20 protein-coding genes are annotated in these 25,657 nt (G+C 56.6%); 13 read left to right on the forward strand and 7 right to left on the reverse strand.

Features of this window, described 5'->3' with window-relative positions; translation table 11 throughout:
* Nucleotides 1–104: 104 nt before the first annotated feature.
* From ABC336_RS22350 to ABC336_RS22365, 4 genes are all read left to right on the forward strand, one after another.
* Nucleotides 105–2,852 carry a HAMP domain-containing protein gene (locus ABC336_RS22350; RefSeq protein WP_413240743.1) on the forward strand — a complete coding sequence of 916 codons (2,748 nt, stop codon included), beginning with the start codon at nt 105–107 and terminating at the stop codon, nt 2,850–2,852.
* Nucleotides 2,853–2,886: 34 nt separating this feature from the next.
* A complete protein-coding gene (locus ABC336_RS22355; protein WP_413240744.1) occupies nt 2,887–3,390 on the forward strand; it encodes a GNAT family N-acetyltransferase in 504 nt (167 codons plus the stop codon).
* A gap of 20 nt (nt 3,391–3,410) precedes the next feature.
* The gene (locus ABC336_RS22360; protein WP_413240745.1) at nt 3,411–4,667 is read left to right on the forward strand and encodes a mechanosensitive ion channel family protein; all 1,257 of its coding nucleotides are present in this window, start codon (nt 3,411–3,413) and stop codon (nt 4,665–4,667) included.
* A gap of 170 nt (nt 4,668–4,837) precedes the next feature.
* On the forward strand, nt 4,838–6,988 hold the full coding sequence (locus tag ABC336_RS22365; RefSeq protein WP_413240746.1) for a methyl-accepting chemotaxis protein: 2,151 nt from the start codon (nt 4,838–4,840) through the stop codon (nt 6,986–6,988).
* 40 nt (nt 6,989–7,028) lie between these two features.
* On the opposite strand, the gene ABC336_RS22370 is transcribed toward ABC336_RS22365, so the two are convergent.
* From ABC336_RS22370 to ABC336_RS22380, 3 genes are all read right to left on the reverse strand, one after another.
* Nucleotides 7,029–7,892 (reverse strand): nucleotidyltransferase domain-containing protein, encoded by an 864-nt coding sequence (locus ABC336_RS22370; RefSeq protein ID WP_413240747.1) that lies wholly within the window; start codon nt 7,890–7,892, stop codon nt 7,029–7,031.
* A 14-nt stretch (nt 7,893–7,906) separates the two neighbouring features.
* A complete protein-coding gene (locus ABC336_RS22375; protein WP_413240748.1) occupies nt 7,907–9,109 on the reverse strand; it encodes an MFS transporter in 1,203 nt (400 codons plus the stop codon).
* A 576-nt stretch (nt 9,110–9,685) separates the two neighbouring features.
* The gene (locus ABC336_RS22380; protein WP_413240749.1) at nt 9,686–10,009 is read right to left on the reverse strand and encodes a DUF3243 domain-containing protein; all 324 of its coding nucleotides are present in this window, start codon (nt 10,007–10,009) and stop codon (nt 9,686–9,688) included.
* A gap of 365 nt (nt 10,010–10,374) precedes the next feature.
* Between ABC336_RS22380 and ABC336_RS22385 the strand changes: the two genes are divergently transcribed.
* Together ABC336_RS22385 and ABC336_RS22390 are read left to right on the forward strand one after the other, a co-directional pair.
* Nucleotides 10,375–11,010: a glycoside hydrolase family 11 protein gene (locus ABC336_RS22385; RefSeq protein WP_413240750.1), complete on the forward strand. Its 636-nt coding sequence runs from the start codon at nt 10,375–10,377 to the stop codon at nt 11,008–11,010.
* A 130-nt stretch (nt 11,011–11,140) separates the two neighbouring features.
* Nucleotides 11,141–12,001, forward strand: a complete 861-nt coding sequence (locus ABC336_RS22390) for a formylglycine-generating enzyme family protein (protein WP_413240751.1) — start codon at nt 11,141–11,143, stop codon at nt 11,999–12,001.
* An 87-nt stretch (nt 12,002–12,088) separates the two neighbouring features.
* On the opposite strand, the gene ABC336_RS22395 is transcribed toward ABC336_RS22390, so the two are convergent.
* The 4 genes from ABC336_RS22395 to ABC336_RS22410 form a co-directional block, all read right to left on the reverse strand.
* Complete coding sequence (locus ABC336_RS22395; RefSeq protein ID WP_413240752.1) at nt 12,089–13,072, reverse strand: aldo/keto reductase; 984 nt, start codon at nt 13,070–13,072, stop codon at nt 12,089–12,091.
* Nucleotides 13,073–13,123: 51 nt separating this feature from the next.
* Nucleotides 13,124–14,041 carry a stalk domain-containing protein gene (locus ABC336_RS22400; protein WP_413240753.1) on the reverse strand — a complete coding sequence of 306 codons (918 nt, stop codon included), beginning with the start codon at nt 14,039–14,041 and terminating at the stop codon, nt 13,124–13,126.
* Between the two features lie 711 nt (nt 14,042–14,752).
* The gene (gene sbnA, locus ABC336_RS22405) at nt 14,753–15,709 is read right to left on the reverse strand and encodes a 2,3-diaminopropionate biosynthesis protein SbnA (RefSeq protein ID WP_413240754.1); all 957 of its coding nucleotides are present in this window, start codon (nt 15,707–15,709) and stop codon (nt 14,753–14,755) included.
* A 17-nt stretch (nt 15,710–15,726) separates the two neighbouring features.
* Nucleotides 15,727–16,956: a phenylacetate--CoA ligase family protein gene (locus ABC336_RS22410; protein WP_413240755.1), complete on the reverse strand. Its 1,230-nt coding sequence runs from the start codon at nt 16,954–16,956 to the stop codon at nt 15,727–15,729.
* Nucleotides 16,957–17,101: 145 nt separating this feature from the next.
* On the opposite strand from ABC336_RS22410, the gene ABC336_RS22415 reads away from it, so the two are divergent.
* From ABC336_RS22415 to ABC336_RS22445, 7 genes are all read left to right on the forward strand, one after another.
* Nucleotides 17,102–17,887 (forward strand): YheC/YheD family protein, encoded by a 786-nt coding sequence (locus tag ABC336_RS22415; protein ID WP_413240756.1) that lies wholly within the window; start codon nt 17,102–17,104, stop codon nt 17,885–17,887.
* A 111-nt stretch (nt 17,888–17,998) separates the two neighbouring features.
* On the forward strand, nt 17,999–18,748 hold the full coding sequence (locus ABC336_RS22420) for a hypothetical protein (protein WP_413240757.1): 750 nt from the start codon (nt 17,999–18,001) through the stop codon (nt 18,746–18,748).
* A gap of 70 nt (nt 18,749–18,818) precedes the next feature.
* The gene (locus ABC336_RS22425; RefSeq protein WP_413240758.1) at nt 18,819–19,487 is read left to right on the forward strand and encodes a hypothetical protein; all 669 of its coding nucleotides are present in this window, start codon (nt 18,819–18,821) and stop codon (nt 19,485–19,487) included.
* Between the two features lie 398 nt (nt 19,488–19,885).
* A complete protein-coding gene (locus ABC336_RS22430) occupies nt 19,886–20,485 on the forward strand; it encodes a hypothetical protein (RefSeq protein ID WP_413240759.1) in 600 nt (199 codons plus the stop codon).
* A 730-nt stretch (nt 20,486–21,215) separates the two neighbouring features.
* Nucleotides 21,216–22,067 (forward strand): helix-turn-helix transcriptional regulator, encoded by an 852-nt coding sequence (locus tag ABC336_RS22435; protein WP_413240760.1) that lies wholly within the window; start codon nt 21,216–21,218, stop codon nt 22,065–22,067.
* A 59-nt stretch (nt 22,068–22,126) separates the two neighbouring features.
* Entirely contained in the window at nt 22,127–23,929 is a 1,803-nt protein-coding gene (locus ABC336_RS22440) for a cache domain-containing sensor histidine kinase (protein ID WP_413240761.1), read from the forward strand.
* Nucleotides 23,929–25,563 carry a response regulator gene (locus ABC336_RS22445; protein ID WP_413240762.1) on the forward strand — a complete coding sequence of 545 codons (1,635 nt, stop codon included), beginning with the start codon at nt 23,929–23,931 and terminating at the stop codon, nt 25,561–25,563. Before ABC336_RS22440 ends, ABC336_RS22445 begins: the two co-directional genes overlap by 1 nt.
* Nucleotides 25,564–25,657 lie beyond the last annotated feature (94 nt).

A 25,657-nucleotide genomic window follows, 5' to 3' on the forward strand; every position in this document is an offset into this window, starting at 1 on the left:
AATATATCGCCAAAATAAGACAAATATATTTTAGGATAAAGGTCCCATCTATCAAAGTTTGTTGTAAAATAGAAGTAGCCATTTGATCGACGAGGAGAGTTCCCTTGAAATCCAAATTATTGTTGTTGTTGGCAACAACAGCCGTTGTTGCATTCATGCTCGTCGGACTGCAGGATTACCGATCCTTGAGCCCGTTCGTCATGTCGCAGGATTATACGAATATCTCGCGCGTATTTACAGATGAGCGAGGCGCGCATTATACGATCGCGGACTCGAAGACGACGATTCGCAAGGTGAGCGGCACGGGCAAGCTGGAATACGAATTCGCAGCTGCAGCGTTTGCGCGGCCGGATACCGTGCAGTTGTTTGACAGCTTAACGGTGGACCGTGACGGGTACGCCTATGCGCTGGTCACCGATCTTGACGCCTACGGTCTGCGGGTGCTGGGCGAGCGTATCGCGAGGATCGGTCCGGATGGCAGAGACTCCTCAATCCTGTATGCGGTTAACTATACGCCTGAGGAGAACCTGTTCCGTGTAGGCAAGCTGCAGTCGCTCACGGTGTGGGAGGACCGGCTCTACGTGCTGAAGAAGGAGTCCGAGTCCGCCCAACTGATGGACTTCCCCTTGGCGGCAGCTGGACTGCAAGAGCCGACCCTGGACAGGAGTGTCTCCGTGGCCTCGGAGAATCGCTACCTGAACGAGTTGACGGCTATTGATCCGGAGCGGCTGCTCTATACGACCAAGCGCGGCTTGCTCTTCGTGAGCGAGGCGGGAGAAGAACGTCTGATCTATCCCGCCTCTGAGGAACCGGTGCTTAACTTCCCAGTCAGCATCGTCAGTGACGGTCAGGACAGCGTCTATTATATCGATCATCACGAGCAGGCCGTCATGCAGACCGAGCTCCCTTCGGGGATTACGCGGACCTGGCTGCCGATCAGCGAGCTGGCGGCCTATGACAGCGGTACAGAGTGGGAGGAGTTCACCAGCCTAGCCTATAACGGGGATGGACTGACGGTCGTTGCCGCGGATCGGCTGCTGCTGGTAGGCAGCGACGGCGCGATTGCCGGCATGCAGAGCGGCTATAGCTATCGCTGGGGCTCGATCGCGCTGCGGGTCGCGTATTGGGGACTGATGCTGGTTCTCGCAGGACTTGCGTTTGCGCTGCTGCGCTTCGGTTACATCCATGTGCTTAGACGCAAGGTATCCCTGCTGCTCAAGCTGCTGGCGGTCTTCGTGCCGATGGTGCTGCTGTCGATGCTGGCCCTGTTCTACTCGGTGTACCAGTCGTTTTCCGGCGAGATGAAGGAAGATACCTTCCGCCAGCTCCAGCTGCTGGCGGGCAACGGCAAATACCTCGTCGGCACGGAGCATCTGGATCAGCTGAACTCGCCCCGCGACTACGGCAGCGAGGATTATGCGGCGATCAAGACGCGGCTGGGCGAGATGTTCTCCCAGACCGGCGGAGACCGGGATGGCTTGTACAACACCGTCTACCGCTATATGGATGGCGGTCTTTATCTGATCATGGACGACGACAACAGCCTCACGATGTTCCAGCCGTTCCCGCTGAGCGAAGAGAACCTGCTCGTCCTGGAGCAGGGCGAGACGGTAGCCGGGACATGGGCAGATGCGGGGGGCGAGTGGATGTACGCGCTTGGACCGCTGTACAATGCCTCGGGAGAGATTATCGGCATCTACGAGACAGGCAAGGATATGGCTTTCGTCTACCAGAACAACCGCAGCATCTTCTCGGATGTGCTGACTATCTTCGTCATCGTCTGCATTGCCTTGCTGATCGTGGTCACGCTCATCTCGATCTATCTGCTGTCCTCCATCCGCAAGCTCCGCCGCAATGTCAATCTCATCGCCAGCGGCGAGTGGGATGTCAAGGTGGATATTCGCACAAGCGACGAGGTAGGCGAGCTTGGCGAGCGGTTCAATATGATGGCAAGCTCCATCAATCAATACCTTGGCGAAGTGACCAAGCTCAGTAATTCCTATTTCCGGTTTGTGCCCGAGCAGTTCCTCAAGGTGTTGGGCAAGACCAATATGACCCAGATCCATCTGGGTGAACAGCAGAACAAGAAGATGGCCATCCTGATCTGCAACATGCGCGGCTTCGACGCCTTCTCGGCGAAGCTGTCGACGGAAGAGACCTTCGGTTTCATCAACTCCTTCCTGAAGCGGTTCGGACCGATCATCCGGGAGAACGGAGGCTTTATCAGCCGCTATCAGGGACCGGGCATGCTGACGATGTTTCCCGATGACGCGAGTGCGGCCGTGAGGGCTGCTGTCCAGATCCGCCGTACCTTGGATCACTACAATTCGCAGCGCACGGGAGTCGGTTATGAGCCGATCGAGATCAACATCTCGCTGCATTACGGCGATGTGATGCTCGGGATCATCGGGGAGGAGCAGCGGATCGAGAGCAGTGTCGTATCCAGTCATGTGGCGCTGGCGCTGGAGCTGGAGAAGACGGCGGAGAAGCTGGGCAGCAATATCCTGCTGACCCAGGAAGCGATGAACTCGATCCGGCGGGGCTTTGTCGGCGCCAGCCGCAAGCTGGGCGCCCTGGAGATGAACGGGCGGCAGGAGAGTGTCGAGCTGTATGACTTGTATGAAGCAGATCCCGAATCGCTGAAGCGGCTGAAGCACGAGACGAAGCAGCAGTTCGAGAAGTCGATCCAGTGGTTCCGCAGCGGCAAGTTCTACGATGCGCGCGAAGGCTTCGTAGAGGTGGTGCGGCGCAACCGCTACGACCTGGCGGCCAAGCTGTATTTCTTTGAGAGCGACCGGTTATACCAGGAAGGCGCGGCGAATGACTGGAATCATTCGATGAAAGTGATGTAGGCGTTGTTCAAAAAGGTAAGGGAGGCACCAGATCATGGATCAGGCGCTTGAAAGGCAGTCTGCGCTGCGCATGGTGGAGACGAAGAAGGAGGCGGCAGCGGTGTCGGCATTTTTGCTCGGGCCGGACTGCTTTGACGATCAGCGTTTTACTCCCGGGGAGGAGGAACAGCTCCGGGCGCTTCCTTTGCACAGCATCGGCCAGCCGCACGTGAATTGCTGGTACGAGCAGGAGAACGGCGAGGTGATCGCCGCCATCATCTTCGTGGAAAACGAGCATCGGAGCGGGGGGTATCGGCTGGACTACTTTGGGGTACATCGCAGTTACCGCCACCGCAAGCTCGGTTGGGCGATGATCGAAGCGATGACCCGCTTCTGCGTCAGCTCCGGCGGGCGTTACATTGAGACATTCACCTGCGATCTGGAGCCGTACGAAGCGGCAAGAAAGCTGTTTGAGCGCAATGGCTTTACCTTTATCTGCCACCTGCCCGACTACTATTACCCCGGGGAAGGCAAGCTGTTGTATATGAAGATGTTGTAGAACAGGAGGAGCACACGGAGTTGAAGTACATTCAAGACTGGTTTGAGGGAATGGGAGTGGAGAGTTATACAGCGATCTATCTGACTCATGCCGTATTGATCGCAGCGATCTCGCTTTTGAGCATCCTGGCCAACTACCTCGCCAAAAAGGTTGTTTTAAGGATCATAACCTTTTATGTCCACAACAATCGGTATCAATGGGATAACTACATGCTGGACCGCAAGGTGTTCCATAAGCTTTCCCACATCGCCCCGGCCCTCATTATTTATTTTAGCGCACCGATGTTTCCTTCCTATCAGACCGCCATCGTGAAGGGCGTCGCTTTCTACCTGATCATCGTCGCTTTGATGGTGCTGAGCGCGTTTTTGAATGCGATCAATGATATCTATGTAACATTTGAGATTTCCAAGCAAAGGCCGATCCGGGGCTATTTGCAGGTTGTGAAGATCTTCATATTTATTGTTGGCGGCATCCTGCTCATCTCTAGCCTGATCGGACAGAGTCCGCTTATTCTGCTCAGCGGCGTCGGCGCACTATCGGCGGTCATCATGCTGATCTTCAAGGACTCCATTCTTGGCTTGGTGGCCGGCGTGCAGTTGACTTCCAACGACATGGTGCGGGTAGGGGACTGGATCGAGATGCCGAAGTATGGCGCGGACGGCGACGTCCTCGATATCTCGCTCAATACGGTGAAGGTCCAGAATTGGGATATGACGATTACGACGATCCCCACATACGCCCTCATCTCGGACTCCTTCAAAAACTGGCGCGGCATGCAGAGCTCGGGCGGCAGGCGGATCAAGCGATCGATCTATCTGGATATGAACAGCATCGTCATATGCGATCCGGAGCTGCTGGAGAGGCTGCGCAAGATCCAGTATTTGCGTGACCATATCGCGATGAAGGAAGCAGAGATCGAGACATATCACCAGACACATGCCATCGACCGCACCAGCCGGGTCAATGGCAGAGCACTCACCAATGTCGGGTTGTTCCGCACCTACATCCAGCAATATCTGAAGCACCACCCGATGATTCATCAGGATATGCTCTGCATCGTCCGGCAGCTCCAGCCGGAAGAGTCGGGCTTGCCGATGGAGATCTACGCCTTCACCAACGATATCCGCTGGGTTGCTTATGAAAGCGCACAAGCGGATATTTTCGACCATCTCCTGGCGATCGCGCCGGAGTTCGGACTGCGGGTATTCCAGAACCCGTCCGGACATGATATGAAGCAGCTGCTGCAACAGCCTCAGCCGCAGAACGAGCCGGCATGACCAAGTGACACCTCTAAGATACCCGTCGACGGGTATCTCAGAGGTGTTTTTGTGCTTGGTTTGGTGGAGCGCCTGTATCGCGCATTCACTTTTGGCGGCCTGCATTCGATATTAATAGAGGTAAGGCATTGGTTGGATGCCTATCAGACTAGAGATAAAGGGTGGATGGAGTGAAAGTATTATTAAAGATGACAGCACCGGCGGCATTTGTGATGTCTCGTCTGAAGTATGGACAGAAGTTCCTGGTGATCGGTCTGGCGCTGGCCGTGCCGCTCGTGATGCTGGTCGGGCTATGGCTTGTCAATCTACAGGATGAAATCCGCGTCATCGATGCGGAACGGCAAGGCGTCGTCTACATCGAGTCGCTGATGCCGCTAATGCTGGAGGTACAGCAGCATCGCGGACTGGCAAACGGTTATCTGAATGGGGATGCGCAGTCGGGTGCCCGTCTGGAGGAGCGGTCCGAAGCGATCCGTAAGGTGATCGAGCAAGTAGATGCATTAGAGGCCGTCCACGGACAAGCGCTCGGCACCGGGAGTCAGTGGGCGGGGGTCAAGGCGGAGTGGGCGGCGCTGCAGGACGGACTGGAGACGCTATCTGCGACGGAGAGCTTCGAGCGTCACTCGGCGCTCGTACAAGCGATCATCGCCCAGATGACACAGGCAGCCGACCAGTCGGGACTGACCTTGAATGGAAGGCTCGACTCCTATTACCTGATGGATCTGATGGTGAATCGGCTGCCGGCGCTGATCGAGGTGGTCGCCCACACGCGGGGCACAACCAACGGCATCCTGGCGCGTCAGGCACTGACGGAGAGTGAGCGCATCGGATTGATGCTGGCGGAGAATACCATGACCGATCAACTCGGCGCGTCAGAGAAGGCAATCGCTGCCGTCCTCGGTTTCAATACCTCTCTGGAATCCGCGGTGGCTATGGAGGGAGCGGACATGGTGCAGTCGATTCGTCTCTATGCTGACAGGTTGAATTCGCAAGTGATCGAGGCGGACAACCTGGCTCTGGATCCCATTGCCTTTTTTGACGAGGGCACTGCGGTCATCCGGGTAGCGGGCGATCTGTATGACAACGTCTCAGCAGAGCTGTACCGTTTGATGAACGAGTGGCATGCGAGTCTCCTCTCCGAGCGGAATCTGCTGGTGGTGATCGTGATGGCAGCCTTGCTGCTCGTTACCCTGCTCTACGCAGGCTTTTATCGCAATACAATGTCCTCCATTCGTCAACTCAAGCAGGGGGCGGAGCGTATGGCAGCGGGGGATCTGAGCAATAAGGTGACGCTGCCGACCAGAGACGAGCTGTCGCTGATCGGCGATTCGTTCAACGCGATGTCCCGCTCACTCAATACGCTCTTGCTCCGCAACCAGGAGATCTCGGAGCAACTGGCGGCTTCGGCTCAACAGCTGTCGGCAGTGTCTGCGGATTCCTCCCAGGTGATGCGGCATATGGCGACCTCCGTCGGGGAGATCGCGGAAGGCGCGGACACCCAACTCCAGACAGCGGAAGAAAATGCATCGGCACTTCAGGAGATGGCACTGGCGATCAATCGGATTGCGGAGGCGGCGTCGGGCGTATCGGAAGCATCGGGTGAAGCGGTACACGGAGCGGATGCCGGGGTGGCGAAGCTGGAGGAGGCGGTATCGCAGATGCAGCGCATCCGGGACTCGGTGGCGTCCTCCACGGAGACGATCCAGACATTGGGTGAGCGCTCGCAGCAGATCGGCGAGATCGGCGCAGTCATCATGGAGATCTCCGCCCAGACGCAGCTGCTGTCGCTTAATGCGAATATCGAAGCGGCGAGAGCCGGCGAGCACGGAAGAGGCTTTGGCGTAGTCGCCTCCGAGGTTGCCAAGCTTGCGGAGCAGACGAGGGATTCCGTACAATCCATCCGCACGATCGTGACAGAGGTTCAGGCGTTGGCGCAGGAAGCACGCACGTCCATCGCTTCTACCTCGGACGAGACACAACGCGGCCTGGTCTCCATCGACGCTGCCGACGATGCGATTGGCACCATCCGCCAAGCGATCCGACTGGTGTCCGGACAGATCCAGGAGGTGTCCTCGGCTGCAGAGCAGCTGTCTGCCGGCACCGAGCAGGTGGCCGCCACGTTTGCCGACAGCATGGAGCATACGCGCTCGACCTCCCGCGAGACGGTCAATCTGGCGGCTTCCTCCGAGCAGCAGCTGGCGTCGATGGAACAAGTGAAAGCCTCCGCGGAATCGCAGAGTGCGCTGGCCCAGCAGTTGTACGACGAGCTATCGCGGTTCAAGGTGGCCGGAGCAGCCGCGGGGGAAGGCAACACTTTGTAGGCTGTGTGGGACTTGGCTGCGAATACTCCGCATTCCTTGCTTACACGCTGCCCCGGTCATCGCAGCTCTCTGCCTGGACCAGCTTCTCCGTATCCCGGATGAGCTCGCCCAGCTGGCGGCAAGCGTCGCGCAATGCGTTTTGATCCGCAGACACGCTGCTTATAATCTTATTTACTCTGCGGACGTACTGGCTCGGCGCGAGGGAAAAGGCGGCGGCGATTGCCACCGCGCCTTTCTCATTCATCCAGTAGGTCCCGTTCAGAGCGAACAAGACTTGATTCAGACATGCGACAGCCCGGAAGCAGCATCCCGCGACATAGGAGCTGTCGTGTGCTGCGATGCCTTTCTCGGCGTTCATGAGAGCAAAGTCGGCCTCCCAGTGGAATTTCTCGATCATCGCCTTTTGCAACGCCCGCGGGTAGGGAAAGAGTGTGGACTTCAGCTGTTCGATACGGCCCGTGGGATCCCACAGAATCCGGCACCAGGCGATCTCCGCCGCATAGATGGCATTGATAAAACCATGGGGATGCCCCGGCTGATAATCGATCGTTACCTCTCCTCTAAGACTCTGGTCGATGACCCGGGACACGCGCTGAAGATCGCGATAGAGCCAATCGACAGGAAAGCCGTCCGTCGTCAGCCAACCTCCGCCGTTGATCCACGGCCCCCACCCTCCGAGTGGGGTCAGGAGATGTGCGCGACCTTGGTCATCCAAGGCTGCAGCGAGCCCCTCCAGCGAGGCCAGATCGAGTCCTTGCGCAGCATCGTAATAGATGCCGATATCTATATCAGATTCTGGACGGGCCGTGCCGCGGGCTCGCGATCCGCCGAGTACGATCGCCTGGATACCTTCGACTGTTTTCAGCACCTCGGTAGTCTTGCTTATCGTATGTTGTACATCCATATGATTTCCTCCTCTTAATGAGATACCTTGCGAAATTTGAGCCATAACCAGCACCCGATCAAGGCCACAACGACTCCTGAGCCGAGAAACCAGCTTTGCACGCCGAAGCGTTCGGCGACTGGTCCTGCGAGTGCCAGCCCGATTGGCGAAGACAACAAGCCGATGCTGGTCACCAGCGACAGCACGCGACCTAGCAGCTCGGGCTCGTAGGCTTTCTGGATCATCGCCATGTACGGGCCGTTGAAGAGCGGCGCCGCGGCGCCCATGAGGAAACAGAGAACAGCAAATGCCGGAAACGCCCCGCTGCCGAGCAAACCGCTCAGGATGCAGGTTGTGCCGATCGCCGCCAGGCTCAGGCTCATATAAGTCGTATCCCGCCACTTCGAAGCCAATACGGATAGCAGCCCGCCCCCAAGGATCATCCCGATGCCGAAGACCGCTTCGATCAAGCTGGCGCTGTATCCCCCGCGTCCGAAATGAGACAGCGTCATCAGCGGGAACAGCATGGCCATCGGCATGAATACAAGGCTAAAGACCGCCATTGCACCCGTCACTATGACGACGGGACGGACGGCGATGAACGAGCGCCAGCCCAAGACGAATTCCTGACGGAATGAAGGTGTACGGACCGCCTCCTGCTGCGGCTGATGTATCTTTACGAGCAGCAGCATCAGGTTGGCGAGCAGTGCTCCCGCAACATCCAGGAATAAGACAACGCCAAGGGAAGCGGCCGAGTAGACGGCGATTCCGAGCACGGGTCCGAGGATGTTGGAGGCGGAGAAGACGAGTTGATGCCAGCCGGCTACCTTGGTCAGTTGATCCCCGGGTGCGATCAGCGGGATCGCGGCCTGGAACGAAGGCGCATGGAAGGCAGATGCGGCGGAACGGATGAACAGAATGGCATAGACGAGCCACAGACTGGGTTCGGTCCACAAGTATAGGGCACCCAGCATCAGACTGGAGCATGCGATCGCACTGTCGGCGACGATCATCGTCAGCTTGCGGTTCCACCGGTCGAGCCAGACGCCGATGAACGGTCCCAGCAGCGCCTGTGGCAAAAATCCGGCGAGGCCGGCGATCATGAGCACGGCAGCCGAACCTGTCGTCTCCGTCAGATGCCAGATGACTGCAAATTGCACCATCGAAGAGGTGAGGATCGAAAAGATTTGGCCGCTGAAAATAAAAGCAAACGTTTGTTTCCATTTTGGATTTGTCATGGTTTACCTTCTCCTTTGTTCGCTCCATTGACACGGCGCTCGAACCGAGAGGCGGGCTCAACATCAGTTCTCCGCTTGCCGGGTCAACGCGTATAGGGTCACAAAAAAATGCAGACGCAAGTCCGTACGGGGCTTGGGTCTGCATCATTTTACGCAAGTGGAACAGAGCGAAACAAGGCTTGCAGGCAAAGCGCCTCGTCGTCCGTCAGGAGCAACGCGCGGCGGTGCCGGCACAAAAAGCCGTCGGAATCGCAATCTATGTCACCATACGTAAAAATAAGCATCGCAAATAAGCCCACCTCAGTGGTGATAGCCCAATTCGCAAGCTCATCTTAAACGCATCGAGTGAGTCATGGATTGCAATCCTCCTTTGTCATGATAATTGCATCTTAGCACCAGCAGGTCCTTCCGTCAACACCAAGTCTCCCGAGCCCGCCGCTGGCAGAGCAGCTGTATGCTACAGGCAAGCGGAGGCATGTGCGTTGCTAGGCTGTGGCGGCGTTGATCGTTTGTCTCGTGACCTTTGTCTGGAAATATAAAAGAGAACCTTCACGCAGAAGGTTCTCTTACATCTATTTAGTTCGCGCGCTGCGCCATCCTCACAAGCATATGCGCAAGCATATGACGTTCTTCCTTTGTGCCTACCTTCCAGAGCTCCTGCAGCAGCTGCTCTTCGGAGTTGCGCGGCTGTTCGTGTGCTGCCAGATAGTCAGCCACTTTCTCTGCAGCCTTTGCGAGCTGCTCCTCATTCAGGCCCAATTTCTCAGCTGTGTTGATTCGTTTGCCCAGATAGCCTTTGAATTCTTCGAAGTTTTGCAGGATCTCATCCTTCTCTCCGGCATTCATCTGTTGCAAGGATTGATCCACCTTTGATTCGACGGAGCGGTTGTTGGTTTCCATGGTGTAACGCCTCCTTGAGTTAAATAGTGGTTTTCGTTCCTGTCCTTACCTTAACCATATAGAAGCGAGGGTGAATCAGGCAAAAGCAACAGATACACAATCATGACCCAAGCTCCATCTGCCGTTCCTGAATCCCTGAAAATTCGATCCTTCACATAGATTAGTTAAAATTTTGGAGTAAAAACTATAATTTGTTAGGTGTATTTGAATACGCTTTCATTCTATAATTTCCTTAGCAAGGAGGTGATAGAGAGACTTATAGTCAAGCAAACTTGCACCTGGTAAGTCACGCACACCCGAGAGAGTAGCAGAGGAGAAAGGGTAGAAGCTGATGATTGCCAAAATCGAATCGTAGGAGGAAAACAATGATTACGTGGAAGAAAAAAGCGATGTCTGTCTTACTGGCGGCGACTATGGGTTTGAGCTTATTCGCAGCAACCTCAAGCGCGGCTACGGATTACTGGCAAAATTGGACTGACGGCGGCGGAACGGTTAATGCGGTCAACGGATCGGGAGGGAACTATAGCGTAAATTGGTACAATACAGGGAATTTTGTAGTAGGTAAAGGATGGCACAACGGTACGCCAAATCGGATCGTCAACTACAATGCCGGCGTCTGGGCTCCGTCAGGCAATGGCTACCTCACGTTCTACGGTTGGACACGAAGTTCGCTCATCGAATATTATGTCGTCGACAGCTGGGGCACGTACCGACCGACCGGCACGCACAGGGGTACCGTTACGAGCGATGGCGGGACTTACGATATCTATCAAACGATGCGTTACAATGCGCCATCGATCGACGGTACGCAGACGTTCCCTCAGTACTGGAGCGTCCGCCAGACCAAACGGCCGACAGGAAGCAACGTATCGATTACCTTTGCCAACCATGTCAATGCCTGGGCCAGCAGAGGCATGCATCTGGGTTCCAACTGGTCGTATCAGGTGATGGCGACGGAAGGCTATCAGAGCAGCGGAAGCTCCAACGTCACGGTGTGGTAACCGGTAGACGGACTAGCGTCTAAGCCTGTCCGTTCATGCAAGTTGTCCAAGGCTGTCGGCCTCGCCCGCCGGCAGCCTTGTCTGCTTCCGCGCTCTTCCTTAAGCTTATCGATCCAAAGGAGATTTGTCTATGAAAAAACTAGGCGTTGTCCTTTTTGTAGTTGTCCTGACGCTAACTGCCGCCGCGTGCGCGCAGGAGCAGGCGGCGACAAGCGGGAAATTGGAGGCCAGTAACCGGTTGGTATTTGTAAAAGGAGGGACGTTTGACGGGACGGGGCCCGGCGGAGACGTCGGTCGCATGACATTGGAAGACTTTTACATCGGCGCTTACGAAATCACCCAGCAGGAGTGGGTGGAGGTGATGGGACATAATCCATCCGCCTTCCCGGGGGACGAGTTGCCGGTAGAGATGGTGAGCTGGTATGACGTCTTGGAGTATTGCAATAAACGGAGTGTCAAGGAGGGCTTGGATCCGTATTACACCATCGACAAGACGAGACAGGATCCCGATAATCGAAACGAGTATGATCCTTTGAAATGGAGCGTAACGATCCATGAAGGTGCGAGCGGCTACCGGTTGCCTACGGAAGCGGAGTGGGAATATGCGGCTGCCGGTGGACAGAAAAGCGGGGGGCACACGTATAGCGGCAGCGATGAGGCGGACGAAGTCGCCTGGTATTGGGAAAATGCCGGCGATCAGCCGCTTACGGGAGCCTGGAACTGGCCGGCCATTGAGAATAACAAAAACAAAACCCATGCCGTCGGCAGCAAAAAAGCCAATGAGCTGGGAATTTACGATATGTCCGGCAATGTCCGGGAGTGGTGCTGGGACTGGCATGAGGACCAGGAAAGCGAGCGCGGGAAGTGGCGTGTCGTGAAGGGTGGCGGCTGGATGGGTGATGTCAGCAACAATGAGATTTCGTTTCGGGGCAAATTTGACCCCAGCGGCTTTGGTCCCGATCAGGGGTTTCGCGTAGTTCGGGATGCGTAAGGAGTAGCTGCCGAAGCACCAACAAAATAAAAGCCGTCCAACCGGGTCTGCTTTGAACCCGGGGACGGCTTCTTCCCGCTTGTCTTATCAGTAAGGCCCGCGAATATGCGGCGCGACCTGCTCGGAGTAGAAACGCTGCAGCCGCTCCTGTTCTTCCGTAGAGAAGCCTGGGGTGTCCAGCGTGAGCAGGTTCTCCTGCAGCTGCGCCTTGTTCTTGAAACCGGGGATGATGCAGCTGATCTCCGGCGAATCGAGGATCCAGCGCTGCGCGGCGCGCGCCATCGTGCCGCGGCCTTCGGCGATCCAGCGGAGCTCGTCCGCCAGCTCGACGCCTTTCTCAAAGGGCAGGCCTGCGAAGGTCTCGCCGACATTGAAGCTCTCGCCATTGCGGTTGAAGCTGCGGTGGTCGTCCGGCTCAAAACGGGACTCTTTGGTGAATTTGCCGGTCAACAGACCGCTCGCCAGCGGCAGCCTCACGAGTATGCCGACACCGTGGGCATGCGCCTTGGGGAACAGCTCGGCAAGCGGCTTCTGCCGGAGAAGATTGAAGATGACCTGGAGTGCCTGGACTCCGGGATAACGCAAGCAGATCAAGCCTTCTTCAGCGCTTTCTACGCTGACGCCGTAGGCGCGGATCTTGCCCTCCGACTGGAGCTTGTCCAGCACCTCGAAGACCCGTCCGTCCTCCAGGACCGCCTGCGGCGGACAATGAACCTGATACAGGTCGATCGCCTCCCGCTGCAGATTGCGCAGGCTGTCCTCGCAGTAGGCGCGCACCTGTTCCTCTGCATACGTGGCGGGGTCATGGATATCCCCCCGGCGGCAGAACTTGGTAGCGATATGCACCCGGTCCTCCTTGCCTTTGGTCGCTTGCGCCAGCAGGCGTTCGCTGTGGCCGTCCCCGTATACGTCCGCTGTATCAAAGAAATTGACGCCTTCGTCGATCGCGGTCTCCAGCGCCCGCAGTGACTCCTGGTCGTCGGTTGCCCCCCACGAGCCGCCGATCGCCCATGTGCCAAAGCTGACTTCGCTTACCTGCAGGCCGGTCCGGCCTAATTGTCGATAGTTCACCTTGTTACCTCCGTATCTCTTATATGTGATCAGCTGATCATCCCGATATTCCTATCCCGTAAATAACTGAACCCAATATCCATTGTAATAGCCCACCCCGATTTTGGTGAAATTCTTACTCAGAATATTGGCGCGGTGACCGGGGCTGTTCATCCAGGCCGTAGTGACTTCCTCTGCTGTCCGTTGACCGCTGGCGATGTTCTCACCGGCATACGAGTAAGTGATGTTGTAAGCACGCATCATCTCGAACGGCGAGCCGTACGTCGGCGATTCATGATCAAAATAATTATTTTCCTTCATATCCTTGGCTTTGTCGAGCGCCACACGGGCCAGATCCTGATCGAAGGCCAGGGGCGATAGACCGGCCTGGCTGCGAGCTTCGTTGACGAGATTAGCCACCTGCGTTGCAAAAGTGGTCTCCCCGCCCGGTGTTTCTTGAGCCGGCTCCGAGCCTGCCCCACCGGTTCCCGTATGGATGATGGCAGTAGAAGTTCTGGCATCCCAATGGACATTGGCCCCTAGCGCCTCCGATACGAAGCGAAGCGGCACCATCGTCGACCCGCCAATGACTTCGGCTCGTCCAGCGAGCGTTACGGTCTGACCGTTCACACTTGCTGTTGACTGTCCGATCCTCAGGATAACCGTCGTATTCTCTTTGGTGGCGCTTACGGTCTGCGTCGCCTGGTCCCACCTAACAGATGCGCCGAGTGCTTCAAAGATTCCCCTGAGCGGAACCAATGTCCTTCCATCCTTAATAATCGCCGGTTGCGGGAAAGAGCGGCGGCTTCCGTCGATGACGACATGGACAGCTTTACTGCTTACTGTAGAGGAGAGAGTACGCACCCCGGCGTTATGGTCTGTGGCCGCTGCCGTGCCGCTCATAGCGAGCGCCGATCCGATGAGCGCAACGCTCAAAATACAGGCGAGTCCTTTTTTGTTAAAGGAATACAGCGTAGTTTTTGGGTTCATAGTACGACCTCCTTGTTAGGGTCATTATAAGCTCATCCAACTAGATAGGCAATCGAAACGATAGAGATAATACTAGAATTCTGTCATGAAAACTCATATGGATCTGATTGCGAGTACAACGATGGCCCGGCGGGCTGAAGCGGAATAATCGTATTCGATGGAACGAACCGAAACAAATCAACCCATTGAACGTGAAAAATCATATTCGTTTGGCGATTTCTGCTCTAAAAGGCTCATTGAACACGAAATATCGTGTTTAATGAGCCATTCTGCGTCAGTTCGCTTAAACGAACACGATATTTCATACTCAAGCTTTGTGCCCACGAGGCCGCTTGCAGATCCAATTGCCGATTACAGGCTGCCCTCAAAAGAAAGCCTACAGTCACGGATCGATCTTCCGATCGCTGTTGTCCCCAGATTTCTTTGATTTTTACCCTTTTTAGGGGTGAAATCCGGGGACTCACACGCTTTCTGCAAGAAAGCGACTTCGTAAGCATAAGCTCCGCTTCTCCAGATTCGATTCTGTGCCTCTCCGGCCATTTTTCAACAGCCTGCGATTAGCATCTACTTCGCTCAGTAAGGGCAAAAAGAATTTGAATTCGGTAAAGGTGGTGGGATCCGCTTATTTCTCCTCGTGGCCCGGTTGCGTGCGAATCCAACCCTTAAGCGGGGCACTCGCTCCATCCCTCACACTGCTCCGCTCCACTGCCCCTACACAAGACCCCCGAAATGCTGCGCCACCCAGGCATCGTTGTAGAGGGTATCCATATAGCGTTCGCCGCGGTCATGGAGGATGGCGACACAGACCGAGCCGTCCGGCAGCGAGGGGTACAAGCGCTCCAGGGCGGAGATCACGGCGCCCGAGGAGGGACCGGCCAGGATAGCTTCGCGCCGGGCCAGCCGGCGGCAGGCGGCGACCATAGCAGCTTCAGGGACCTGGACGGCTTGGTCCATGAAGGCGGTATGGCCAAATGGCGGGACGATGCCTGCCCCCAGGCCGGGGAACAGGCGCCTGCCTTTCTCGCCGCCCAGGATGACGCTTCCCTCGGCATCCACGGCGATGATCCGGGTGTCCAGCCGGTGCTCCTGGACATAGGACGCACAGCCGAGCAGCGTCCCGCAGGTGCTGACGCCGCCGAAGATGCAGTCGACCCGGTCGAGCTCGGCGGCCACCTCGCGCATTGTTCCGTCCCGATGCGCCATATAGTTGTTGGGATTCTCATATTGGTTGGGCCAATAGCTGTTCGGGATGCGCGCCAAGAGCTGCCGGACTCTCTCAAGCCTGGCCGGCAGGAACTCGCCGGTCGCGGGATCCGGCTGCTCCACCAGCTCGACCTCCGCTCCGTAGGCCTGCATGATGTGGATGTTCTGCGGCGTAGTCCGGGGATCGATCACACTGATAAAGCGCATATCCAGCCGGGAGCAGATGGCAGCCATACTGATCGCCATATTGCCTGAGCTGGACTCGATGACGACCGAGCCGGGACCGATGAGGCCTTGTTCTCTTGCTGCGGCAATGATCTGCGCGGCGGGGCGGTCTTTGGCGCTGCCGCTGGGGTTCATCATCTCAAGCTTCGCGTAAACGGCGATGTCCCTGTCGCCGGGGAACAGGCGGGAGAGCCGGACAAGCGGCGTATGGCCGATACAGGCCATCCAGTCTTGGGTCATGATCAGCGCTCGGCCTCCTAACGATACAATTTTTTTGATTTTATGGGGCCCTGCTCCCACGGCTCATGCTCCGATGCAGGGATCACCTCGATAGGCTCCAGCATCCCGCCTTCGATCATCTGTCCGATCGCAGGAATCTTGTGCTCGATGCCGTGTCTGATCGACTCCAGGCGTTCGTCCGTGAGAGACTGGCTGCGGATGCGGACGGTCAGCTTGTTGTCGCGGACGCGGACGCGCAGCTCGGCATCCCCCAACAGACTATGCACGACGTTCTCGATATCGTACAAGCTGATTTTCTCGCCATGCTTGAGCTCGCTGCCGATGCGCTTGGCGACGCAGCCGAATGCTTGACGGGGTTGGCCGTCAACTTCTACGGTGCAAAACTCGCGTATAACGTCGTAAGTGACATAACGGATGACGGGGAACAGGCTGCGCTGCAGCGAGGTGAGGACGAGCACGCCTTCGCCAGCCTCCAGCGGTTCAAAGGAAGGGTCCAACTGCTCGGCAGGCACCGTCTCGGCGTAGATCCCTTCTGCGAAGAGATACAGGTTGTGCCGGTGCGAGTACGAAGCGATGGCGCCGACCTCGATGGAACCGTATGTGTCGAGGATGTCGAACGTGCCGATACCGAAACGCGCAGCCATATTGGTCTGCCAGGCAGCGGGAGCGATCTCGCCGACCAGGATGATCTTGCGGAGTCCGAGCGATGCGGGATCGCCGGAGGCCCGGGCGATTGCCTCCAGGATAGAGGGCATCGTGTAGAGCAGCTCTGGCCGATAGGCTCTGAGCCGGGCGATGTGCACCTCGATCGGCTCGGCAAACGAAATCGACTCCGTCTGCATGCCCAACGCCGAGAAAATCTGCTGCGCCGTACTGGCGGCATGTCCGGTACCGACATCCGCAAACGCCCTGCGCACCTGGAAACGCCGGGGACAGGCTTCAAGCCAGGTGCGATAGCTGGCCATTTTGGCCGTCAGGTAATGTGTCTCATCCTCCGGAGAATAATAGATCGTCCTGCTCACGCCGCTGGAGGTTCCGGAGGTCCGATAGAGGGTAAGCCCGGCTGCGGCCGGCGGAGGCTGCTGATAGTAGGCCCTCTCCATACGCTCCGCCGTCAGAAGGGGCAACTCCGTCAATGCGGCTGTTGTGAGTGGCTGAACCCCGTGCTCTGCGAGCAGAGCGCCATAACCGGGGTGCAGCTGCGTGAGGCGGGCCAGCTGATGCTGCAGCGCCTGGGGATGCATCATTTTGCTGCAAGCCTCCTCGTGTTTGTAGTGGCTAAGCCTTCTAAATAAGGATATGGCCAAATGATTCCTCCCGTAACGTCAGCCGCCTACATCGAATGTTTCCCTTGAACGTATGCTGAAGGAAACGAGCAAAGGAGGCGCGAGCATGGCACGCAAGATTGCAGGCAAAGGGTACAAAACTGCGCTTATGCGCAGGGAGAAGATGCTCCGGCAGCATATCCCGCCAACTTATCGGGTGACGAAGCAGCGGCTATACCGCATGCTGTCACAGTACGGCATGGTCTATGTCAAGCCGGACAGCGGATCGCAGGGCAGAGGCGTCATGCGGATGGAGAAGCACGCAACGGGAAAACACCGGTACTGGTATCAGCTGGGCGAGCGCAAATGGTCATTTGCCACATATGAGCAGGCTTATGCATCGATCAGCAAGCAGATGGGGGGAGAACGCCACGTCGTCCAAAAGGGAATCAGGCTCCTGAGGTACAATAGCCGCCCCTTCGATATCCGGCTGATGGTTCAACGGACACCTCAAGGCGGTTTGGAGACAACGGGCACATTTACAAGAGTGGCGCATCCCCGCAAGGTGGTGACCAATGGCAGCCAGGGCGGCTCCATCTACGCTACGGACCGAGTCTTGCGGCGGCATGCCGGACCGGGTCAGCGAAGAAGACTGTATCGGCTGATGGATCAACTGGGGAAGCGAGCGGTGAAGGCTCTGCATGCCAAGGCACATCCCATCCACGAGCTGGGCATGGACTTTGCTGTCGACCGCAAGCTGAAGCCATGGATTCTGGAGGCCAACACGATCCCGGATGCCGCGCCATTCACGCTGCTGGAGGACCAGAGTATGATCCGGCGGATCGTCCGATACGGGAGAGCCTACGGCAAGAAATACAAGCTGGTGTGCAAGAAGGCCAAGCGGGGGCGGTAGCGGAGAAGAGAGGGCGTTAGCAGCGGCAGAAAGGGTTGCTGCACGAGCCCAAGCCAGCGATTGCGCCGCAGCAGAGGCAGAAAGGGTTGCTGCAGCAGCTCAAGCCGCCGATTGCGGCGCAGCAGCGGCAGAAAGGGTCGCTGCGCGAGCCCCGCGCCGGCGATTGCGCCGCAGCAGCGGCAGAAAGGGTCGCTGCGCGAGCCCCGCGCCGGCGATTGCGGCGCAGCAGCGGCAGAAAGGGTCGCTGCACGAGCCCGCGCCGGCGATTGCGGCGCAGCAGCGGCAGAAAGGGTCGCTGCAGCAGCTCAAGCCGCCGATTGCGCCGCAGCAGCGGCAGAAAGGGTCGCTGCACGAGCCCGCGCCGGCGATCGCGTCGCAGCAGCGGCAGAAAGGGTCGCTGCACGAGCCCGCGCCGGCGATCGCGTCGCAGTAACGGCAGAAAAGGTTGCTGCAGCAGCTCAAGCCGCCGATCGCGTCGCAGTAACGGCAGAAAAGGTTGCTGCAGCAGCTCAAGCCGCCGATTGCGCCGCAGCAGCGGCAGAAAGGATCGCTGCAGCAGCTCAAGCCGGCGATCGCGTCGCAGTAACGGCAGAAAAGGTTGCTGCAGCAGCTCAAGCCGCCGATTGCGCCGCAGTAACGGCAGAAAAGGTTGCTGCAGCAGCTCAAGCCGGCGATCGCGTCGCAGTAACGGCAGAAAAGGTTGCTGCAGCAGCTCAAGCCGCCGATTGCGCCGCAGCAGCGGCAGAAAGGATCGCTGCAACAACTCAAGCCAGCGATTGTGCCGAAAGGGTTGCTGCAGCATCCGCCCTCACTAATAGCCGGCAAATTATCGTGCTTTACAGCACCTATTGGAAACACTAAGAGTGATGTGCGCGATTACTATTTCCGGGGTAATAACGTGTACAACCTTTTGGAAAGCGGGTGCTCACAAATGGATTCCATCTTGTTCTTGATCCTAGCGGCTTTATATCTTGTGCTGCTTGGATGGGGGATTATACTGCTCATGCGAGATGCCAAGCCGGGACTTCGCTATCTGCTGCTGGTCGTAACGGCCGGGCTGGTGTGGGATAACGTGCTGATCGGCCTGGGCCGCTGGATCGGTGAGGGGGCGCTACTGGAGCATCTAAGCTTAACCCGCTTTTGGACGCACGCCCTTTTTACGCCGCTGCTGACGCTGGTGGCCTACGATCTGATCGTCCGAGCAGGCAGCGGATGGGCGCGCTCGACGTTCGCCCGTGCCGCGGCGTGGGTATTCACACTGGCGCTGGTCGTGCTTGAGCTGCTGTATGAGACGATCGGCACTTCATTGGAAGCGGTCTATGAATACGGCGCGCTGCGCTATACGGCTGCCGACTCGTCCGGGCCCCCCATCATGGTCATTCTGGTGCTTATCCCGTTGTTCACAGCCGGTATCGTCCTGTGGCGCAGACGCAAGAGTCCATGGCTGTTCATCGGAACACTGTTGATGCTGGTCGGCAGTGCAATCGAACTGCCAATTGAGAGCTCGGCAGCAACCAATGTCTTCGAGCTGCTGCTGATGACTTCACTATGGATATCAGTCCACCAAGCTAGGAGATGGGTAAGGCCCCTTGCAAGATAAAGGAGACAGGATTATACTAGAACGGCTTCACCCATAATTTGGAGTACCCCGAGAGTAAGGCCGGGGCGGCTCCACATCGGCCCGAAAGCAGGTGCACTACGTATGGTTATGAAGGCTATTAAGCCGGGAACGAAAGCCCGTCTAATTCCGTGTAAAGTCTGCCAAAAAGAAATTGCCAGCACGGCCGAGGTCTGCCCGCATTGTGGAGCCAGACTGCAATCACCGCCAACGTTGGTTTTTCTCATCTTTCTTTTGATTTTTTTCCTGCTGGTGAGTTTGATTCGCTAGATCAATATGCGCAAGCATGAGGTCGGTATCAACTTTCCATCTCTTCCGACCGTTAATACCTATGGAGCATGATGCATCCAGAATAAGAAAACAGGGGAGTCAATCGTACAATGAAAAAAGCAGCAGGCATCCTGCTCGCGGCGGCACTGATCGTATCGGGCTGCGGCGGCGAAGCGCCAAGCAATGTGGGGAATCAGGAGAACAGCGCGCACACCAGCGCGGCCGGAGGGGCGGACACCAAGTCAAAGGATGTCCAGATTACGCTGCCGGCGGGCATGTTCGAGGATCAGGATATGGACCAGGTCATCGAGCAGGCCAAGCAGGAGGGAGTCAAGGAAGCCGTCATCAACGAGGATGGCTCAGTGACGTATACGATGTCCAAGGCCAATCACGAAGAGATGCTGGCCGAGCTCGGTCAGGGCATCGCCGACTATGCCGAAGAGCTGCTGAATGACGGCACATTCCCATCGGTGAAGGATGTCAGTATCAATGAGACGTACAGCGAATATACGCTGACGGTCGACCAGGCTGCCTTTGAGAACAGTATGGACGCCTTTGTCATGATGGGGCTGGGCATCCAGGGCATGATGCACCAAATGATGGAAGGACGCCAGACCGACGAGCAGAAGGTGACCGTGAACGTCAAGGACGAGGGGAGCGGCGAGATCTTCAACACCGTCGTGTATCCAGAGGCGCTGCAAAATCAATAGTTGGACAAGCCATAAGACCTCCGATTCTGCCTAGCCAGGCAGTTGGCGGTCTTTTTTAATTTTATAAGCTACTTTTATTTCTCATAAAACTGGCATCGTAAGCACACGGCGACAGCCGTTTCACCTTGGTTTAGAAAACTATGCAACATTCTACATTGTGGCGTTCCACGAGCGGACACAGTAGGCGCTATTCCTGACAAGTAGGCGCGGACTGCCACTTTATCGGACAGCAGATCCGCTATTCCCCAACTAACCAATGGTTACACGTGTCCGCCGGCCAGATAACGGATCGTCTGTCCGCAGCCACACCACTTTCAAGCATTATGCGTGAATAGCGCCTACTGGGTCCGTAAACATCTAGCCCTCCCCAACGTACACAGTAGGCGCTATTCCTGACAAACTTGCCCTGAGTCGGCGATCCGTCCCGCAGTAGCGCACTTTTCTTCCCTTACTGCTCCCACTTCGGCGGATCGGCACGCTGCAACGCACTTTTTTCCTTTGCAGCGCCGGGGTCGGCCCCCCTTCATGGACGCCGCCCAAAGGATGCAGCGCCGTTTGGAACTGCCTTTGATGATTCCACTAAAAATATCATTATGTTGGCTTTACGAAAATGTGATTTAGTACTATTATGAATCCATATACCATTTTTAATGGTTATTCTGGTGCTGGGGTATAAGATGATGGAGTATCCATTAATGGTAATTTGTTAGGTAATTGAAGGAGGGCAGCTATGCGAGAATACGATTATGAATATGCGGACTTTATCTACTACACGCCTGGGGAGCTGGACAAGGCAGTCAGGCTGTGGCCGGTCCGGGCCGGAAGATCCCTGGCTAAACCCAATTACGAGGTCGGGCCCAAGAGAATCGAATGCTACAGCTTGCATGTCGTGCGTGAAGGAAAGCTGCGTTTCGAGTATGCTGGACGGCAGGTCGAGCTTGCAAAGGGGGACCTCTTCTGCTTGTTCCCGAATCAGACGTATCATTACAAGCTGGTGCAGGCGGAGCGGCCGCTGGAGATGCGATGGTTGGCCATGGACGGCGGCAGGACAGAGGAGCTGCTGGCGCTGGCGGGGCTTTCGGCAGAAGAACCGTTCGTAAGGGCCGCTGTCACTTCGAGGGTAGACGCGGCTGTGAATGCGCTCATCGATGCGCTGGAGCAGGCTCAGCGCTGGCATCCGTCGTCGGCGCTTGAGCTGCAGGGGCTGTTGTACGGGCTGTTCGCGGCCTTGCTGCATGAGGAGCCGGCAGACGACACGGAGCTTGCAGGCTGGATCCGCAAATGCGAGGAGTATATGGCGCTTCATGCAAGCGAAGGGATTACGGTCCAGCAGGTCGCGGATTTCGCTGGCGTGCACCGCTCGTATTTTACCCACGTGTTTACTGGCCAGACGGGAGTTTCCCCGATGAAGTATTTGCAGAAGATCCGGATGGAGAAGGCCAGGGGGCTGCTGCTTGAGACCGACGCCTCCGTGACGGAGATCGGACTATCGCTCGGTTATGCCAACCTGTATGCCTTCACCCGGGCTTTTACAATGTACTATAAACAATCGCCGCGGGCTTTGCGGCAGAAAAGGGTATAACCACGTTTGCGCAGTTTTTGAAAGCGATTTCAAAAATGAAGAAGCAGGTGTTGTCTTTGATGAAGTTATCCGCTCTTAGGCGATGGATGTCGCCTAGTTCGAGTATTCAGGGGAAAATATTCCTGGCCTTTAGCCTGGTCGCGCTCCTCTCTATTTTTTCTGTCTCGGGCATCGTCTATTTCAATATGCGCGAGACGATCAAGTCCAATGCCGTGACTTCGGTGTCGGACAGTATCCGTCAAGCCGACGAATCATTGAACATGATGCTGGAGGAGATCGATCGGCTGAACACGGTCGTCGTCATCAACAAAAATACAGTCATCGATACGTTGCTTAGTCCATCGGAGGAAATCAGTCACGAATGGTTCCTGGAGCAAAAGCGCATCGAGGAATTTCTGTCGTCTCTGATTACTTATAAACCCTACATCACACGGATAGCGGTTGTCGCCCTGAACGGGAAGGTCTTTTTCTCCGGTGGACCGTGGCTGGACCGCACCTTTCTCAACACGCCGATGATGGACTACATCCTGCGCAATGGCTCGCGTCATGCCTATCTCAAGCAGGAGGGAGGGTCCGAGACGATCTCGGTAGGGCGTGAGATCCGGTACGACCGGGAGACGATCGGCGTGGTGCTGGTCGATCTGAACTACGAGTTCATCCGCAAAACTTATGGGGTGAAGCCGACGGCCGACAGCATGCTTTACGTACTGGACCAAGAGGATAGATTCGTTTACCAATCCGATCAAATGCCGTCTTTTGCCCCTTCGGAAGATCAGGTCGCCGATATGAAGCGGGAATTTGCCGAAAGCGGTGGAGGCGAGGCGGCTCAAAAAACGATTGACGGCAGGACGTACATCGTGGTGAGCCGGCAGTCCGGATATACGGGCTGGACGACGCTCGCACTCATTCCGCTTGATTCGCTGCTCACCGAGTCGGCTAATCTGCGGCGGATCATCCTTGAGGCGTCCGTTCTCGTCCTGTTGATCGTCTTGATCGGTTCGCTAAAGGTGTCTTCGCGCATCACGCTTAACATTAGGCGGTTGAAATCGATGATGATGCTGGTGAAGGACGGCAATCTGACTTTTCCAAAGAAGGAGATCGCGACGAAGGACGAGATCGGGCAGTTGTACCACGTATTCAACGGAATGATAGAGGAATTGAAACGGCTGCTCGAAGGCATCCGCGTCAGTGAGCAGGAGAAGCGGAAGGCCGAGCTGACCGCGCTTCAGGCGCAGATCCGTCCGCATTTCCTCTACAACGCATTAAATACGATTAAATACTTGGCCAAGCTGAACGGGACGTCGAATATCGGGGAGGTCTCCGGGGCGCTGATCGATCTGATGAGAGGAGTGCTCGGCAATTCAAATGAATATTTGACGGTGCGGGAGGAGCTGGATTATGTCCGCAATTACCTGGCGATCGTCAAGTACAGATACATGGAGCCCATAACGCTTCATGAGGAGATCGATGATCCCTCCCTGCTGGATTGCTCGATGATGAAGCTTACGCTCCAGCCGATCGTGGAGAATGCGGTCCTGCATGGTATCGGGTCGAGCATTGCTGGCAGCTGTGTAACCATCCGCGTATACGAGGATGCTGGCGATCTGATGCTCGAAGTATCGGACAACGGCAAAGGCATGTCGCAGGAGCAGATGGATCAGCTGCTTGGCGGACACAGCAAGGCGGGTGACTCTTCCCGGTTCAGCAGCATGGGCGTGCGCAACGTTCATGAGAGAATTACGCATGAATTCAAAGGACCTTATGGCATCAAGGTGTACAGCGAGCTGGGGATGTACACCAACGTTGAAATACGGCTTCCTAAATTAGGGGGAGCGGTTCCTGGAAAAGAGGGGGTGGGCTAATGTTCCAAATTCTTCTGGTGGACGATGAATTACTGGTTCGCAATGATCTGCGGTATTTGCTGGATTACAGCAGCCATGGGTTTGAAATATGCGGCGAAGCCCAGGACGCAGAGATGGCGCTGACGATGATCGGGAACGCGCCGCCCGACATTGCCATCCTGGACGTCAACCTGCCGGGAATGAACGGCGTAGACCTGAATCGGACAATCAAGGAGCGGTACCCGTCGATTCAGACGATCATGCTCAGCAGCTATGACGATTATGATTATGTCCGGGACTGCTTGAAGATCGGTTCGGTCGATTACCTGTTGAAGCACCGGCTTGACGGGGAGACGCTCCTGGCCTTGCTGAAAAAGGCGATAAGAGAGAAGCGATCGGATGAGACTGCTGGTTCCGAGCAGAAAGGAGGCGCAGCAGACGGGGAGACGACCGGCTTCCGAGATGAAGCGGTCCGGCAGCTGATCACGGATATTGTCAGAGGCAAGGAATCGGCCGCGCATGGGCGGGAATCAGGAGCATGGCGGCATGAATTGTACCCTCAGGCCGCGTTATTCACGGCAGCGACCCTGCAGATCGTGCCGTTCCTGCTGCTGACGGAATCCAATACCGATGTGCAGACGAACAGACTGGTCCAGCAAGCCGTCGATCTGATGCAGCAAAGTCTTGGAGACATCCGTGAACGAACGGCGACTTATGTAGAGAACGGGCGCATCGCAGTCGTATTCTCCTTCCGGGAACGAAGCGAGCATGCGGCAGCCAGCGAGGCGGCGCGAGCTATGAGCAAGCTTGCTCATTCCCTGGAGCTGTACCTGAACTTGAAATCGATCTATGCGGTCGGTCATCCGTGCGGGAGCCTGTCGAAGCTCAGGGAGAGCTACGCTGCGGCTGAGCGGGCGCTCGACAGGAGTGTCGGCATGGTGGCAGGGAGCGGGGAGCGGGAGCGTCATACGGCGCTCACCATCGAAGAGCAGAAGCAATTGCTGATCGCCATCGAGCGGCTGGATGGTCCGGGAGCACAGCGCCTGCTCGCCAAAGTGTTCGAACCGCTGCACGCGCTGCCGCTCCATTCGCATGCCGTACAGGGGATCGTCAGCGAGCTGCTGCACATTGGCGACAAGGCGTTGAATAGGGGCAGCGTGTCCCTGTCCGAAGCTGCAGACCGGGACCAGCTGCCCCCGCGCAGTGAGTTGAGCCGGCTCGGCAGCGTCGCCGAGTTGGAGGCGTGGCTGCAGTCCTATTACAGTGTACTGCTGCGTGTGCTCAAGGAGCGGCTTGCGGCAGGGGTTTACTCCCGCCATGTATCGCAGGCGATCGCTTTCATTCTGGATCAGTATTCGACGGTTGTAACGCTGGAGCTGGCGGCCGGCTTCATCGGCCTGAATGCGTCTTATTTGAGCCGGATCTTCAAAGAGGAGACGAAGTCGACGTTTTCGGAGTATTTGAACCGGGTGCGGGTCGATGCGGCTCAAAGGCTGCTGGAGAGCGGTCAATATTCGATCAAGCAGATCAGTGATCAGGTCGGCTTTTCTACGCACAATTATTTCTTCAAAGTGTTCAAGGAAGCGACAGGCATGACGCCGCAAGCGTATTGGAGCCGCTTTGGGGCCGGCAAGACGGCGGGACAGAAGAGGTAAAATTTGTGGAGTAAATAGTCATAAATGTGTAATTTGCTGTGCTGGGCAGTGAACTATAATAAAATCACACCGGTAGAAAACGCTTACAGTTAAT

The organism is Paenibacillus jepli, assembly GCF_047238105.1.
In the GTDB taxonomy this organism is placed as follows: Bacteria; Bacillota; Bacilli; order Paenibacillales; family Paenibacillaceae; genus Paenibacillus_D.

What these genes read in the sequence shown, in the direction of transcription:
- ABC336_RS22445 (WP_413240762.1), top strand. Translation starts at nt 23,929, where the DNA reads ATGTTCCAAATTCTTCTGGTGGACGATGAATTACTGGTTCGCAATGAT.
- ABC336_RS22385 (WP_413240750.1), top strand. Translation starts at nt 10,375, where the DNA reads ATGATTACGTGGAAGAAAAAAGCGATGTCTGTCTTACTGGCGGCGACT.
- ABC336_RS22435 (WP_413240760.1), top strand. Translation starts at nt 21,216, where the DNA reads ATGCGAGAATACGATTATGAATATGCGGACTTTATCTACTACACGCCT.
- ABC336_RS22410 (WP_413240755.1), bottom strand. Translation starts at nt 16,956, where the DNA reads ATGATGCATCCCCAGGCGCTGCAGCATCAGCTGGCCCGCCTCACGCAG.
- sbnA (WP_413240754.1), bottom strand. Translation starts at nt 15,709, where the DNA reads ATGACCCAAGACTGGATGGCCTGTATCGGCCATACGCCGCTTGTCCGG.
- ABC336_RS22375 (WP_413240748.1), bottom strand. Translation starts at nt 9,109, where the DNA reads ATGACAAATCCAAAATGGAAACAAACGTTTGCTTTTATTTTCAGCGGC.
- ABC336_RS22355 (WP_413240744.1), top strand. Translation starts at nt 2,887, where the DNA reads ATGGATCAGGCGCTTGAAAGGCAGTCTGCGCTGCGCATGGTGGAGACG.
- ABC336_RS22415 (WP_413240756.1), top strand. Translation starts at nt 17,102, where the DNA reads ATGGCACGCAAGATTGCAGGCAAAGGGTACAAAACTGCGCTTATGCGC.
- ABC336_RS22430 (WP_413240759.1), top strand. Translation starts at nt 19,886, where the DNA reads ATGAAAAAAGCAGCAGGCATCCTGCTCGCGGCGGCACTGATCGTATCG.
- ABC336_RS22425 (WP_413240758.1), top strand. Translation starts at nt 18,819, where the DNA reads ATGGATTCCATCTTGTTCTTGATCCTAGCGGCTTTATATCTTGTGCTG.
- ABC336_RS22370 (WP_413240747.1), bottom strand. Translation starts at nt 7,892, where the DNA reads ATGGATGTACAACATACGATAAGCAAGACTACCGAGGTGCTGAAAACA.
- ABC336_RS22380 (WP_413240749.1), bottom strand. Translation starts at nt 10,009, where the DNA reads ATGGAAACCAACAACCGCTCCGTCGAATCAAAGGTGGATCAATCCTTG.
- ABC336_RS22400 (WP_413240753.1), bottom strand. Translation starts at nt 14,041, where the DNA reads ATGAACCCAAAAACTACGCTGTATTCCTTTAACAAAAAAGGACTCGCC.
- ABC336_RS22440 (WP_413240761.1), top strand. Translation starts at nt 22,127, where the DNA reads ATGAAGTTATCCGCTCTTAGGCGATGGATGTCGCCTAGTTCGAGTATT.
- ABC336_RS22390 (WP_413240751.1), top strand. Translation starts at nt 11,141, where the DNA reads ATGAAAAAACTAGGCGTTGTCCTTTTTGTAGTTGTCCTGACGCTAACT.